The sequence below is a fragment of the Paenibacillus sp. SC116 genome (genome assembly GCF_024733555.1).
In the GTDB taxonomy this organism is placed as follows: domain Bacteria; phylum Bacillota; class Bacilli; order Paenibacillales; family Paenibacillaceae; genus Paenibacillus_B.
The window spans coordinates 894,009-909,133 of sequence record NZ_JANIOF010000001.1 but is presented as its reverse complement, the minus strand read 5'-3'; the positions used below and the strand labels follow the sequence as shown (position 1 = coordinate 909,133).

At 42.1% G+C, this 15,125-nt stretch carries 12 protein-coding genes; 10 read left to right on the top strand and 2 right to left on the bottom strand.

The genetic code is table 11. From position 1 onward, the window contains the following. On the top strand, nucleotides 1-745 hold a 745-nt coding region (locus NQ117_RS03650), incomplete at its 5' end, for a BclA C-terminal domain-containing protein (RefSeq protein ID WP_483874613.1). A 572-nt stretch (nucleotides 746-1,317) separates the two neighbouring features. Next, the gene (locus NQ117_RS03645) at nucleotides 1,318-3,501 is read left to right on the top strand and encodes a DNA topoisomerase III (protein WP_258276644.1); all 2,184 of its coding nucleotides are present in this window, start codon (nucleotides 1,318-1,320) and stop codon (nucleotides 3,499-3,501) included. Nucleotides 3,502-3,722: 221 nt separating this feature from the next. Here the strand turns inward: NQ117_RS03645 and NQ117_RS03640 are convergent, their stop codons facing one another. Together NQ117_RS03640 and NQ117_RS03635 are read right to left on the bottom strand one after the other, a co-directional pair. Continuing rightward, nucleotides 3,723-4,493, bottom strand: a complete 771-nt coding sequence (locus NQ117_RS03640) for an HAD family hydrolase (protein ID WP_258276643.1) — start codon at nucleotides 4,491-4,493, stop codon at nucleotides 3,723-3,725. Between the two features lie 99 nt (nucleotides 4,494-4,592). Continuing rightward, the gene (locus NQ117_RS03635) at nucleotides 4,593-5,504 is read right to left on the bottom strand and encodes an ArsR/SmtB family transcription factor (protein ID WP_258276642.1); all 912 of its coding nucleotides are present in this window, start codon (nucleotides 5,502-5,504) and stop codon (nucleotides 4,593-4,595) included. 222 nt (nucleotides 5,505-5,726) lie between these two features. Between NQ117_RS03635 and NQ117_RS03630 the strand changes: the two genes are divergently transcribed. From NQ117_RS03630 to NQ117_RS03595, 8 genes are all read left to right on the top strand, one after another. Next, entirely contained in the window at nucleotides 5,727-6,911 is a 1,185-nt protein-coding gene (locus NQ117_RS03630; RefSeq protein ID WP_258276641.1) for an MFS transporter, read from the top strand. Between the two features lie 147 nt (nucleotides 6,912-7,058). Continuing rightward, nucleotides 7,059-7,790: a phosphonate ABC transporter ATP-binding protein gene (locus NQ117_RS03625; protein ID WP_258276640.1), complete on the top strand. Its 732-nt coding sequence runs from the start codon at nucleotides 7,059-7,061 to the stop codon at nucleotides 7,788-7,790. Nucleotides 7,791-7,892: 102 nt separating this feature from the next. Further along, nucleotides 7,893-8,540: a DUF3298 and DUF4163 domain-containing protein gene (locus NQ117_RS03620; RefSeq protein ID WP_258276639.1), complete on the top strand. Its 648-nt coding sequence runs from the start codon at nucleotides 7,893-7,895 to the stop codon at nucleotides 8,538-8,540. Between the two features lie 353 nt (nucleotides 8,541-8,893). Continuing rightward, the gene (locus NQ117_RS03615) at nucleotides 8,894-10,183 is read left to right on the top strand and encodes a hypothetical protein (RefSeq protein ID WP_258276638.1); all 1,290 of its coding nucleotides are present in this window, start codon (nucleotides 8,894-8,896) and stop codon (nucleotides 10,181-10,183) included. A 38-nt stretch (nucleotides 10,184-10,221) separates the two neighbouring features. Next, entirely contained in the window at nucleotides 10,222-10,923 is a 702-nt protein-coding gene (locus tag NQ117_RS03610; RefSeq protein ID WP_028593692.1) for a response regulator transcription factor, read from the top strand. Further along, nucleotides 10,899-12,374: a sensor histidine kinase gene (locus NQ117_RS03605; RefSeq protein WP_258276637.1), complete on the top strand. Its 1,476-nt coding sequence runs from the start codon at nucleotides 10,899-10,901 to the stop codon at nucleotides 12,372-12,374. Before NQ117_RS03610 ends, NQ117_RS03605 begins: the two co-directional genes overlap by 25 nt. Before the next feature lie 227 nt (nucleotides 12,375-12,601). Then, entirely contained in the window at nucleotides 12,602-13,138 is a 537-nt protein-coding gene (locus NQ117_RS03600) for a response regulator (protein ID WP_258276636.1), read from the top strand. A 24-nt stretch (nucleotides 13,139-13,162) separates the two neighbouring features. Beyond that, nucleotides 13,163-15,031, top strand: a complete 1,869-nt coding sequence (locus NQ117_RS03595; RefSeq protein ID WP_258276635.1) for a sensor histidine kinase — start codon at nucleotides 13,163-13,165, stop codon at nucleotides 15,029-15,031. Nucleotides 15,032-15,125 lie beyond the last annotated feature (94 nt).

The window sequence follows — 15,125 nt, the reverse complement described above, 5'->3', positions numbered from 1 at the left end:
AACCGGAGCCACCGGGGCCACGGGAGCAACAGGAGGAACCGGAGCGACGGGAGCCACGGGAGCGACAGGAGCAACAGGAGCCACGGGAGGAACGGGAGCAACAGGAGGAACCGGAGCGACGGGAGCCACGGGAGCGACAGGAGCAACAGGAGCAACAGGAGCCACGGGAGGAACGGGAGCAACAGGAGGAACCGGAGCGACGGGAGCGACAGGAGCAACAGGAGCAACAGGAGCAACAGGAGGAACCGGAGCCACCGGGGCCACGGGAGCAACAGGAGCAACGGGAGCAACAGGAGCAACAGGGGCAACAGGTGCTACTGGTGCTACGGGCATCGGAGTTACGAATAACTTTGCTTTTGCTGCCAATACATCTGGAACATTAATTGCAGTAATTTTAGGCGGTACCAACGTATCACTTCCTGATGCTCAAGATATTGGTACAGGAATAACGATTAATGGCACGAATACCGTGTTTACAATAACACCCGCGGGTAATTATTACATCGCGTATACCATAAATCTAGCTGTTTCTGTTCTTGTAAGTGCAAGGATTGTCGTAAATGGAGTGCCGTTAGCAGCAACAATTAATGCACCAACTATAGCTTTAGGAGCGTTTGAGGCGAACGTTATTGCTTCAATACCTGCCGGTGCTACTTTATCTTTGCAGTTGTTTGGCTTACTAGGTACAGCTACTTTGGCAACAACGGCTCCAGGAGCATCAGTAACAATTATTCGAGTTAGTTAATGATGGATTGAAATTATTTTTTACATGTCATCAAATGATTTTTATATGATAAGTTAGGGTCGAGGGAGAATCTCGACCTTTTTTGCTTTTTGCGAAGGAGTTGCACCGTTAGTAGCTAATTATTGATCTCAAGTGTATACGTAGCGGAGTTTCAGGAGCTACAGGGAGTACAGGGCATTTGTAACAGCGAATAATACTACAGTAGTGAATCCAGAAACTGTTGTATTGGCAGGGAATGCAGCGGCACATATTGTACTTACTCTTACGAATGTATTTGCAAGGGCAGCAAATATAGGTGCACCTGCTGTTAGTGTTATCGAGCTTATATAACTTACGAAATTATTCAAAAGGTGATCATGTATCCCCGTCAAAGTATTCTTCGTTCTAGCTAGTGAAATATTGACAGCAGCATCTAGAGCTTCAGTTTGGATCATCAGACATAATCAACCTTAGATAGGATTCAAGATGGATTGAGTACATTTTTGACATGTGATAAAATAATGGCTATTGATAAAGTAAGGTCGAGGTGAGCATCTCGACCTTTTTTACTTCTTGAGAAGGGGTTGCACCGTTTGCAGCTAATTATTGCGGAAAAGCCAGATCAAGGGGCGAAGTTAGCAGCTCCGTTCAAGCATAAGAAACAGCAAGGATATATTGAGATCGCACCATGTACACAGTTTCCAGAGGGTGCTTATGTAGGTTGGGCAGTGGGGCATATTTGTGAATTGGTTCCACCGGAGTCGTATGATCCCGTTTATAAACGATGGAATTTGAACACTTTACCTATTTTACCGCCGAAATTTCAACATAAAGTCACTCCATCTAAAGCCAAACAATTTCAATTACTCAAAGGCTTGCTTCAGCGCCCGAATGTAAAGGAAATTATTATTGCAAGCGATGCTGGGCGAGAAGGCGAATATATCGTCCGAATTATTATTCAGTTGAGCGGTGTAAAGAAACCAATGAAGCGACTATGGATTTCTTCCCTTACACCAAAGTCTGTTGTTCAAGGTTTCTCTAATCTATTGGAAGAGGGACAGACAAGGAATTTGTATTACGAGGCGGTGAGCCGCTCTTGTGCAGATTGGCTTGTAGGAATGAATGGCTCTAGAGTGTACTCCTTGTTGTTCCAACGCCGGGGAGTTCGGGAAGTATTCTCTACAGGTCGCGTACAAAGCCCGACGTTGGCATTAATCGTAGCAAGAGAGAAGGAGATTCAGAACTTCAAGTCAGAACCTTTCTGGGAGCTTAAAGCTCAATTTGACATGGATGGATTGAACTATGAAGGCACATGGTTTAAAGGGGAGCAAACGCGCTTTGCTTCTGCTGAAGAGGCAGAACAAGCACGCGTGCGCTGTGAAAGTAAACCTGCAACGATTACAAGCATTCATACTGAGCGCAAAGAATTTCAGCCTCCGCAGTTGTTCAACTTATCTGCTTTACAGGCTGCTGCCAACCAAATTTACAAATATTCACCGCAGCAAACGTTGAACACTTTGCAACAACTTTATCTAGAAGGTTACATATCTTATCCTAGGTCTGACTCGGCATATGTCACAGAAGAAGAGGCCAAGCAATTCCCAGATATACTGCAAAAGCTATCGCGGTTTGAATCTTTGGCACAATATTACCCGCTTCCAAATGAATCCATTATAAGCAACAAGCGCTTTGTTAATGCAGCTAAAGTTAGTGATCACTATGCAATTGTGCCAACTGAGCAAGTTCCGAATCTGATGCGCTTAAAAGAAGAACAACGACATCTTTATGAACTGATTGCCAAGCGATTAATAGCAGCACATTATGAAAAAGCGATTATTAATTATACGAAATTAACGACAACAGTAGAGCAAGAAGAGACATTCGTAACTAAAGGCAAGCAGATTATGCAAGAGGGTTGGCGTAAAGTGCTGTACCGACAGGAAGATGATGACGAGGAGACGATGATCCCTCCACAGCTAGCGGAAGGTGCAATAGGTCATGTGGCAAGCCTTCAAGTAAAAGAAGGAAAGACACAGCCACCTAAGCGATATACAGAAGGACAATTAATCACATTAATGAAAACAGCAGGCAAACACTTAGATAATTCTGAGCTGGAAAAAGTATTAGAACGGACAGAAGGACTGGGTACGGAAGCTACCAGAGCTGGCATTATATCGGTGCTGAAAGATCGGAAATATATCGAAGTAAAGAAAAACATGGTATATGCCAAGCCAAAAGGAATAATGCTCATTGATGCGTTAGGTGAAAGTGTCTTAGCTTCAGCGGAGATGACAGCGAAATGGGAGCAGAGATTACATGAAATTGGCCAAGGACAAGCTTCACCACAATCGTTTATGGAGCAGGCCAAAAAGCTAACCCACAAACTGATCCAAGATGCCATTGATAATGAGAAGAGTTGGTCATTCACCATACAGCCCCTTGAACAGGAGGACCATGATTCTCCGAGTCAGTCCAAGGCTAATACTCAATCAGATGAATTAGGGCCATGTCCGATGTGCAAAAAGGCTGTAGTCGATAAGAAAGTGATATATGGTTGTACAGGATATCCGAACTGTCGCTTCACTGTTTCTAAAAAAATTCTTGGTAAGTCTATATCTGCAGCAATGGTTAAGCGATTGCTTACTAAGGGCGAAACTTCGATGTTGAAAGGATTTAAGAAAGGCGATAAAGTATTTGAAGCAGCCCTAGTATGGAATGCTACAGATTCAAAAATCGCTTTTCAATTTAAATCACCTGATAAGGACAAGCCTAAGTGATAGCAGCAAAATTTATAAAATTTGAGCACAACAAAACGATGATGAAAGCACTCTGAATGTTTTTAGGTTTGGAGTGCTTTTTATTATTCGTACATCTAAAAAAACACCCCTCCGATGCAAAGGAGGATATCAAAAATCCTTTACAAGTATCGAAGGGGTGCTAGTGATATTGTTGCTCCATGTATAGGCAAAAGAGCAGTTATTTCAGTTGGTGGGTAACATTAAAGAACGCGAGCTTCTCGCTGTGCACACCATTGCTGGATCACATCAGGAACCGCGGTTAGTCGATCAATGGTATAAAATGCACCCTTTGGCTCGATAGTCACTTCTACAAGATTGTAGGCCCATTCATTGTTCTGCTTCAAGTAGACAGAATTGATACCGTTTGTCAGGGCAGGGATCACATCTGTGCGCAATGAATTGCCGATCATCCAAGTTTGCAACGGGTCAGTCTCCAGTTGATTAAGAATTGAGGATAAGGCTTCCGTTGTCTTGTGCTGACGTATAAAAATACGGTCGTCAAAGTAGGTAGACAATTTCATCTGTTCTATTTTACGTTGCTGGATCACGGTTTCGCCACCTGTGTATAGGTGTAGTTCATGGCCTTCATCACGTAATCGATTCAGCGTGTCCAGCATGCCTGGGTATGGTTCAACTTCTATTTCATATACGCTCAGCCCAAGCTTCCACAATATTTCATACTCATCTTGTGAGTAAGTTCGTCCTGTTTGCTCGCACAAAAATGTATAGCATTTTACTAATGACTGGGGAAAATGTGTGCTGACGAAACCGTTAGCACTAACTCCTTCCAAGTCGAAACGCGACTGAATTGTTAAAATCTCTTGTTGCTCAACGCGATAGGCATCGAACCAGCGACTCATTAATTTTAAATATTCAGCAATGACGATATCAAAATATTTATTACAGTGGATAAGCGTATCATCCAGATCGAACAACAACGTTTGTTTGACGGACTGTGTAGATTGGCTCATCGCGATTCACCTCCATGGAGCTTGACGGTCATCTGGAAATTAATCGCTCAATGTTGACTTGCTATTACATTCGAACATTATTTCTTATATGACGATCGATCAAGACTGTACATAATTTTCTAAAAATGCCGATAGATCGGAAATTCCTTCTTGGCGCAGTGAAATTCGTTCCACTTTGCCATTCCAAAACGTACGAATATAGCCCGCAGCACGCAAAATGACGAGATGCTGCTGAACGGAGCTTTCTTCGAGTTGAACAAAGGATACAAGCTCTGAAAAAGTGACTGACTCATGCGAAAGATACCGCAGCATTTTCAACCGAACATCGCTAGATAATGCGTGAATCATCCGCTTAAGCGACTTAGGTGGAACATCATCATCTTCTTCCGATTCTGTTGCGTATAACACTAACGTTGTATTTGTAAACGTACAAGTGTTGATTATAGGTCGGTAATGCCACATAGGAGCTAGTATGACTTCACGCATGTGATCGTTATTATCAAAGACGGCTCCATTGGTTGCAAGTTCAATGAGATCTACAGGAGACATCTTATTCAACAGGCGCGTTTTCTCAGCGGCATCTTCAATAAGAATAGGCTCCCAATTAGGTACAGACCAGCGGAAATAGTGCTCGTACCACTCATGAAGTAGTGGGATATAGCCTTGTTTTAATCTGTCCACATGCTCATTATCGTATGGCAGTCCACTGTGAGCAAATAGGCTTAACCATGCATCGTAGTTCATCGCTTCCAGTTGTTCTAGAAACAACGACACTTGGTGTGAATGGTTTAATTCGAGTGATGCGGCGAATAACATATCGAACTCATTAATGGAATAGTTCTGAAGTTGAGTAGAACGGATAAGGAATGAATCAGGTACCTGCTGCTCAACATATCGAACCCATTCTAAGCCATCATCTACATTATGTATCCACTTGCGTTGCACGAAGAGCATAAAACTTCCGATAAACTCGTAAACGGCTGAACATTCGACTCGAATGTGAAGGGCCATTACACGGTCCTCCTTAATGATGATGTTCAACATCGATACGGTTGAACATTCTCTTATAGAATTGCATTGGGCATTATTCCTTATTCATTATGAATTGTGTTTACAGCAGTTGTCCACTATAATATTGAAATGTTGACACTAACCACGTGAGTTCGTTAAACGAATTCATGTTTTTTTGTGTGTAAAACGTATATAAATAACTACATAATGTGGAGGGAGAATATGATTACAGCACGACGTACAACAACGTCTCCTACATGGCAATTTGTCATTTTGATTGCGGTTGTTATGATAACGGGTCTTAGCCAGGGCTTGTTATTACCGTTGCTTACCATTTTCTTGGAGCGCATGGGTGTGCCGTCTGATATAAACGGACTTAATGCTACAGCGTTATATGTTGGCGTATTTGGTATGATGTTCTTCGTTGAACGAATTTTAATTAAAGTGGGCTTCAAGCGTATGCTGCTTGGTGGCATGATTGCCGTAACGATAGCGATGCTGCTGTTTCCGCTTATTCCAAGCATCGGCTTTTGGATCGTTCTTCGTTTAATTGTAGGAATGGGTGACAGTGCTTTGCACTATGCTACTCAATTATGGGCAGTGTCGATTAGCCCAGCAGATCGTCGTGGACGAAACATTTCTTTATACGGAATGGCGTATGGGGTGGGGTTCAGTTTAGGACCTTTAGGAATCAATTTATTGAAAATAAACGATGCTGCACCTTTTATTGTAACAGCGGTGTTATTTCTCATTATTATGGTCATAGCTTGGTGGATCCTGCCTGATCGCAAAGCAGATGCATCTACAGGTATGGAACAGCCGCCGCAGCGCTATCGTCGTTCTTATCAATGGGCTTGGTTTGCACTAATGCCAGCGATGTTGTTTGGCTATATGGAAGCATCTATGAACAGCGGGTTCCCTGTGTATGCAATGCGTTTAGGCATGGGTGAAGCGTCGATATCTTATTTGCTGCCATTCTTCGGTTTAGGCGGTCTCATCTTGCAATTGCCGCTTGGCATGCTCAGTGATCGTTGGAATCGTAAAGCTGTCCTTATGATTTGTGGAATTATAGGCGGTCTCGTATTTGTGTTTGTTCCAATGGTAGGCGACAATACATGGATGCTGCTCATCCTATTTATGCTTGCTGGTGGATTCGTGGGCTCATTCTTTTCTTTGGGGCTCGCATACGCGGCAGATATACTTCCCAAAGCATATTTGCCTTCAGCCAATATGCTCGCGTCCTTGCATTTTAGTATCGGGAGCTTACTCGGTCCGTATTTAGCAGGAATGGGCATCAAGTATATTTCAATAGGAAGCATTTTCTATATACTAGCTTGTTTCTTTATTGTTTTCTCGGTAATGGGCTTCAGGTTCAGAGGAACGATACGTTCAGCAACAGATTCGTAATTTTCATGCATATGTAATATCATATAAATGTGTAACACTTTTTAAGGTTGTCTTTATTCAATGCAGGTGAAAGATTTGCTTGCGCGAATGGGACAACCTTTTTTAGACTATACATAAGTTCGGTTAGTGGAGAGGAGAGCATATCATATGCTAAAAATAGAGAATTTAAGCAAAGTATATCCGCCTTCTGAGACGGCTCTGCAACAAATCGATTTAGAACTAGAAAAGGGAGAATTTGTTGGCATCGTAGGATCGAGTGGTAGCGGTAAATCTACTCTATTAAAATGTCTTGCGATGCAGCAAACTTGGACGAGCGGTACATACCGCATGGATGACCATAATATTACTGCACAAGGATGGTCGGGAAAACGAAGAGTGCGACGTGAATGTGCGTACCTGGAACAAACACCAGTGTTGAATGTACATCGAAAAGCACTGAAAAATGTATTGATCGGCCGATCCCAACAAACACCTTTGTGGCGTATGGTTACTGGAATGATACGCAACGATGACTATATGGGAGCCATGGACATGTTGGAACGTCTAGGGCTGCTGGACAAGGCTCATATGCTGACATCCGAATTAAGTGGTGGAGAGCGTCAACGGGTTGCTATTGCACGCGCATTAGTCCACGGTGCTCAGGTGTTGCTAGTAGATGAGCCAGTGCTCGGGCTAGATCCGAAATCAGCAGAAACCGTTATGAACACACTTGGGGAATTGGCGATGAAAGAACAAGTGACGGTGGTCGCTGTCCTGCATCAGGTAGAACTTGCCGAAAAATATGCGACGCGCGTTATAGGGCTTGCAAATGGTCGGATAGAAGTTGATGTGAAGGGACGCAGATTACTTCAGACGGAAAAGCAGCGACTATCCATATAATGTACTTGATTCAGGCACTTTATTTCATCAATCGTTTTATTCATGTAGTTTTTAAATAGGCTAAAGTCACGTTTGACCTCCCCTTGTCATAGGATGAGCGTAATGATCACAATCATCAGTATGTTAAGGGGAATCGCGATGACCTTATATCCTTTACCAGTTGAAATACGTTCGTACCAAATTCATAAACCTCGTTTGAATGTTATTTTTCCGCAAGTCGACGATAAGAAGCATGGACATGCTGCAGCACAAATAAATCGAGTAATCTACCGCAAAGTATTAGAGTTGATTCGTCTGACTGGGTATGAGGAAAATGAAACTACCGAGGTACAAGGTTCGTATGAAATAAAATTAAATGAGCGTGAATTGCTTAGTCTTACACTTACAGTTTATGGCTACAAAAAAGGTGCAGCGCATGGCATGACGTATCAGCGTGGCTTGACCTTTGAAGTGAAAAGCGGCCATCTTTATACGTTGGCGGAATTATTTCGTCCGGATGCGCCTTATGTGGCGTTTTTAAGTAAAGATGTCGCTAGGCAGATTCAGGAGAGAGAGATCCCGACATTAGAACCTTTTACAGCAATTGCGCCAGATCAGCCTTTCTATTTAACGGATAAATCGCTTGTACTCTTTTATGATTTATATCAATTAGCTGCTTATGTATATGGATTTGTGTATTTTCCAATATCCATTTATTCGTTGCAGCCGATAACGGGTGAACAGAGCCCACTTAATCGGTTGTACTATTAGTCCAAGAGGCTGAAGAGTGTATTAGCAGAGTTGGTTGTTATATGTATCCACAAAATGTAAGATTACGGCATCTTTAGACAAATTGTAATGGGTTTGTCACCTAAGGGTGACTCTTTTTTTTTATAATGGAGAATGATAGATTCAGGCCATTGTGGAGCAATTGTCTGTACTGATTCCCTATTTGCCTAAAAAAGGGTATGATTTATATATCATTACAGAGGGCATGCAGCTGTATCAATGTTGCAAGGAACATAGTCCTCCTCCAGAAGGAAAGCTGGATAAGCATGATAAGGCATGAAGATTGGAATAATGAGCACAACTTATGTAAGGGTTGAAAGAATCGAGGGATGAAAGTGAATAAGAGGCGTACACGCCGTCGCAGCACGACTTTGCTCGTTGCGTTCACGCTGCTGTTATCTGGATGTCAAGTAGTTGCTGACCCTATATCACTGCTAAGGGTACCTAAACTTCCTGAAGTACAAGAAAATTTAAGTTCTGTTGTTGATCAGGAAATCAAGAAAGAGAATGGTGTTCTCGTACGTCCGATAAATTCAAAAGTGAATAGTGCCATTCAAACCGGAGATATTGATGGGGACGGAGTCGGTGAGGCAATTACGTTCTATAAACCGGAAGGTGTGGAAGGCATACATGGTATGATTCTCAAATATGATGGCTCTGTGTGGAGAAAATTAACTAGTTTCCCTGGTGCGGGGCCTAATTTGGATCGGGTAGAGTTAGTCGACTTTAATGAAGATAATCGCACTGACATTGTCGTCGGATACGGTCCAGGTGATGTTGAACTAACGAAAGGGTTAGTTGTATATTCTTATATAGATTCAGAGCTAACGAAGATGTTCGAGCAGCCATACTCCCAATTTGTTATCGATGATCTCAATAGAGATAAGAAAGATGAACTCTTTATCGTTAACAAAAGAAAAGACTCACCCTATGAGCTAAGTATGTTTGGCTATAAAGAGAACACTTTCGTCAAGCGAGGAGAACTGCAGCTAGACAGCCAAGCACATAATTTCAATTATGTGACTTCAGGCTTTATTTCGAAGTATAAGCGAGGTCTTGTATTGGACGCTTCAACGGAGTCGAATACAGGTCTAACACAGGTTATCACACTCACTGAAAATGGTAAGTTGAAAAATATTCTTAGTGAAGACTTAACTTACAAAGCTAATGTGATTCGCAGTGTAGATATTAATGCTGATAATATCATTGAGATTGCTTCACTTGAAGAACCTAGTGGCTGGGAATTATACGAGAAATATGAAATTCCTTATTTCACAAATTATTCTCAGTGGGACGGTAATGATGGATTCCAACTTGTTGAGAAGCAATATCGTGATCACCAGGAGCGCTTCCAATTCACCATTCCGAGATCGTGGTATGGACGAGTAACGATCGATACTAAGTCGCAAGTAGACGAGCACATTATATTTATTGATCAGTTTACGAACGAAACATTGGCAGAAATAAGATTCTTTAGCGTAAGATCTTGGGAACGTTATAAGGATAAGTGGTTGTATCTTGCTGCATATGGCGACCAAGTCATCGGTATCAACAGTAAAGAAGTATTGGACTTGAAGCCAAAGCTTCCATTGGAAGAGAACAAAGACGCAAAAACAAATAAATAGGATGTACAGTTAAGACATGGGAAGAGGAGCTGGATCGATTGACAAAAATACTTATTCTTGAAGATGAAGAATCTATCCGCAGTTTTATTGTAATTAATCTAAAACGAAATGGATTTGAAGTAGTTGAAGCTTCGAATGGACCAGAAGCACTTGAAAAATTGATGGCGGACCCGAGAATTGACGTTGCTCTGTTGGACGTAATGGTACCTGGTATGGATGGTTTTGAAGTATGTCGTCGTGTGCGTGAACATAATGAGCGGATCGGCATTATTTTCTTAACAGCTAAAGTACAGGAGCAAGATAAAGTATACGCGTTATCTGTTGGTGCGGATGATCATGTAAGCAAGCCATTCAGTCCTACTGAACTCGTAGCTCGTATTCAGTCTTTGCTACGTCGTGTTCATTCCTACCAGCAGTCGTTGCAAAAAGTGGTTTATCAATCAGGGCCTTTCACATTGGATCTCATTGCGAAGCGCTTTACGAAGGATCAAGTGGCTATTGATTTGACGCCTACGGAGTTCTCCTTAATTCAGTATTTTATGGAGAAAGAAGATGTGACGCTTAGCCGGGACATTTTGTTGGATCATGTGTGGGGCAAAGATTATATGGGCGACCCAAAAATCGTTGACGTCAACATTCGTCGTTTGCGTCAAAAGATTGAGGATGAGCCATCTTCACCAAAATATATAGAAACCGTCTGGGGACATGGATATAAATGGAAGGCAATCGTTTTATCATAAAGCCAGGTATACGCCGATCGGTCGTACTGCACTATTTTATCGTTGTATTCTTAACGATGTTAATATTGCAAATCATTTTCTCCGTGTTTGTGCGTAGTTATTATTACGATACCATCTCTAACTATTTAGAGAGTCATGCGACGAATAGCATGAAGTACTATAAGAACTATACGAGTATTTTAGCAGATGACAACAGTGAACGTTGGCTGCCAGAGTTGCACAGCTATTTCAATATAGATAATGCAGAAGTGCAAATTCTGGACAAGGAAGGGAAAGTGCTTATCACTTCGTCAAACTTTCCTGTTCTAGAGAAAGTGCAAACATCAGATTTTCTGGCAGCAGCCAATAATGCTAATGCTAAGATTGAGCGCTGGATTGGCAAAGTACCCGAAACGGGAGAGACGGTCATGTCAGTCTCTGCACCATTGATAGCGAATGGGAACGTTTCTTATGTACTGCGAATGGCAACTTCATTAGAAGCGGCCAACAGTAAAATTATGAGTATCATCATGCTGTCGATTCTCATTTCTATAGCAGTGCTACTTATTATTTTCCTTATTAGTGTTGGTTTGGCAGATTCCATTGTGAAGCCGATTAATGAGATCACTATTGTCTCTGCACAGATGGCTAAAGGAAAATTCCAAGTCAGGGCTAAGGAAGGTTACAAGTATGAGTTGGGTGATCTTGCTCGGACACTCAATTATATGGCGAAAGAGATCGTTAAAAGTAATCAGCTTAAAAATGATTTCATATCTTCCATTTCTCATGAACTCAGAACGCCGCTTACAGGTATAAAGGGTTGGAGTGAGACCTTGTTATTAGGTAATATGCATCAAGTTGATGAAGAGACGAAGCTAGGACTCAACATCATCTCCAAAGAAACGGATCGATTAATAGGTCTTGTAGAGGAATTGCTTGATTTCTCGAAGCTGCAGCAGAACCGTCTGCAACTGAACTGGCAGCCGTTGTCTCTTTACAATATTTTGCAAGAAACGCTATTTCAGGTTCGGATGAAAGCAGAGCAGAAACAAATTAGTTTGACCTTAAACGATGATGCGACTAATAGTGAATCTGATGAGCAATTAAATGGAGATGCCAACCGCCTTAAGCAGGTGTTCCTGAATCTAGTGGATAATGCGATTAAGTTTTCGCCTGATAAATCTAGGATTGAAGTCCGATTAAGACGAACGCATACGCATTATGAAGTAAGGATAATTGACTCTGGTATCGGGATAAGTAAGGAACATCTTACCAAAGTTATGGATAAATTTTACCAAGTTAATCCAGAGCATGGTGGGACAGGGCTAGGTCTTGCGATTACAGATGAGATTGTAAAGGTACATGGTGGTGAAATGAGTATCATCAGTGAACAGGGTAAAGGGACGACAGTTATCGTAGAATTACCTGTGGATTACGTACCACCTGCACGAGTTGCGGATGAAGAAGATTAGATGAAAATATGAGCTCCATCACTAATAAATGACCTGAAATAAAGCCGCTGGCGATTGCCGGCGGCTTTATTCGATCCTAAATAATAATAGGCGAAATTGAACTTTCATACTATAATAAAGAGGTGTCGGTTTATGTTGGAAGCCCATAAGGAGTCGTCGATCATTGTCGAAGATGAAGGCGAAAGATAAGTATGTTGACCCACATAATCGGGAAGGAGAAACAAGCAATGCAGACTTTATGGTTCGCTACAACTATGGCGACTATTCCTTTCCTTGTATATGCAATATGTAAAGGGTATCGTAAGCGACTTCAGTGCCAGGAGCTCGAATTGTTGCGAGAACAAGCAGTGCCGTCCATGCTTATGGAATCGGAGGAAGAGCCTATGCCGGATAAGCCAGCCTCCATATTGATTATTGACGATCAGCCTGCAATTAGATTGCTATTAAGGGAAGCGCTTCAATCGGAAAGTGTTGAAGTGTATGAAGCGAGTACTGGATGTCGCGCAATGGATATCATTAAGCTTTACCGCTGTTCTATTGTTGTTATGGATGTCCGTATACCTGATATGAATGTAATAGACTGGTTGCATCAACTGCGTGCTCTGCGACCTAAGACGGAGGTTATCATCATTTCGGCCTACCGGGAAAAAGAACTCGTACGCAAAGCGAAGGAAGCTGGAGCTATCGCTTACTTCACGAAGCCATTTGATTTAGAGGAAGTTAGCAAGTTTGTCGCATCTAGAATTTCATCTGTGAGAGAGTGAATAATAGTATGTCGGGGGATAGTTATGAGACGACGGACGATACATGATCAAATGGTCGTGCGGCTCGTTCTGACGGTTACAATAGCGATTACTTTCATCTTCATATTGTCCTCAGAGGCGATACGTACGACAATCCAAAGTTATGTTCATCAAGACTATAAGGAAAAAGCGATGATCGCAACTTCTGAAGTCGATGCGATCATTCGCCAGCAGAAAGTGCTTCTAGAAACGTATGCCCGAATGATTCAACATACTTATGCAAGGCAAGACTCGAAGGAAGAGCGCAATAAGACAATTGAAAAGTTTGCTAATCAAACGAACCCATATGTAGCAGGTTACTGGTATTCCTATCAATCCAATTACGATAAGCAAGGAAAGTATACGTCTTGGTATGGTTACAACTCAGACGGTAAACTGCAAGGTATAACTATCCCAGAATTCATAGATGAGTCATCAGCTAAGCTACGCGACGACCCTCGATATGACTATTATCATGGTCCTGTCAAACAAGGCAGTACATACATCACGTCACCCTACCTTGATCATTTTACCCATATTCCCGTTATTTCGATTAGCACACCTGTTTACGATCACGATAATCAACTCATTGGCGTTGCGGGTGTTGATCTGCGATTCCAAGACCTCAGCCATCTTTCCAGTCATCTCAGTATCCATCCAAAAAGTAAGGTAGTCCTGTTGAACCAAACAGGACAATTGTTGCTTGATACGGACGCCTCGGAATTTATTTGGGATGACACACAAGCACAGTCTCAATATGAATTTCTCCTTACAATCAATGAAAAGCAAACAACCTCTCTAATTAACACGATAGACGATATGGGCGAACAGAAATATATGATTTCGACTCCTATTAAAGAGGCTGGATGGCAAGCGATTATTCTTCTTCCAACCAAAGTAGTAGACCAGACACTGATGAGGGTCTTTTTTATTATTTTTTGTATTTGGATCGCTGTGCTAGTTAGTATTTATGTATTTGTTCATTGGTGGATAAAGCGCTTCGTCACACATCCACTTCGATCTTTAGTGGAAGCGTCGCAGCGAATAGCTGCTGGGGATTTAAGCGGGAAGATCAGTGTTCGTGGGGATAATGAATGGGGAGAATTGACACAGAACATGAATGACATGCTGGTTACGATGCGCCAGCAGGCTGCGCTCGAACAAGAGATTAAGCGCATGAGCGCACTTAAGATTGTAGGAGAGATGGCAGCTGCAATTAGTCACGAAATACGAAATCCATTAACGACAGTGAGAGGATTTCTACAATTGTTACGAAACAAACCGGAACATGAGCATGAGCATGTATATTTTGATACGATGATGGATGAAATCATTAGAGCGAATACAATCATTACGGAATATTTGACCTTAGCGCAACATAAAATTGTGGAGTTTCAGCCAAAGTCTATCAATGATATTATTGAGCATATTTATCCTCTTGTTCAGGCTACCGCGACCGTTAATTGTCAGCATATCGAGCTTGATTTGAAGTCAGTTCCTTATATTATGTTGGACGAAAAGGAGATAAGGCAGCTTCTGCACAATGTTATCCGAAATGGTCTTGAAGCGATGGAGGCGAATAAAATCCTCCGTATTCGTACAAGGCATGATGGCAGTCGTGTTATTTTGGAAGTGGAAGACGAAGGTGCTGGTTTTGACCCGTCTATATTGCAGCAAGCTGGTACACCATTCATTACGACAAAGGAAACGGGAACCGGACTGGGGCTTGCCATTTGCTATAGCATTGTACAGAGACATGGGGGCACCATGAATTTTCACTCGAGGCCTGGATGCACGATTGTGTCTATCAGCTTGCCGATTGAGATGACGCTTCAATCGGAACAGGACGATGCGATTAGAAGTAGTGATGAATAGGTTAAGAAAACAAACGATGTAACGATTAGATAGTAAAAGGAGCTTATCCACACGATTCCCTAACGGCTGTGGCGTAAGCTCCTTTTATTCATTT

Bases quoted from the DNA above. Each gene is read 5' to 3' on its own strand.
- NQ117_RS03605 (WP_258276637.1), top strand. From the start codon at position 10,899: ATGGAAGGCAATCGTTTTATCATAAAGCCAGGTATACGCCGATCGGTC.
- NQ117_RS03640 (WP_258276643.1), bottom strand. From the start codon at position 4,493: ATGAGCCAATCTACACAGTCCGTCAAACAAACGTTGTTGTTCGATCTG.
- NQ117_RS03625 (WP_258276640.1), top strand. From the start codon at position 7,059: ATGCTAAAAATAGAGAATTTAAGCAAAGTATATCCGCCTTCTGAGACG.
- NQ117_RS03630 (WP_258276641.1), top strand. From the start codon at position 5,727: ATGATTACAGCACGACGTACAACAACGTCTCCTACATGGCAATTTGTC.
- NQ117_RS03620 (WP_258276639.1), top strand. From the start codon at position 7,893: ATGATCACAATCATCAGTATGTTAAGGGGAATCGCGATGACCTTATAT.
- NQ117_RS03635 (WP_258276642.1), bottom strand. From the start codon at position 5,504: ATGGCCCTTCACATTCGAGTCGAATGTTCAGCCGTTTACGAGTTTATC.
- NQ117_RS03600 (WP_258276636.1), top strand. From the start codon at position 12,602: ATGCAGACTTTATGGTTCGCTACAACTATGGCGACTATTCCTTTCCTT.
- NQ117_RS03595 (WP_258276635.1), top strand. From the start codon at position 13,163: ATGAGACGACGGACGATACATGATCAAATGGTCGTGCGGCTCGTTCTG.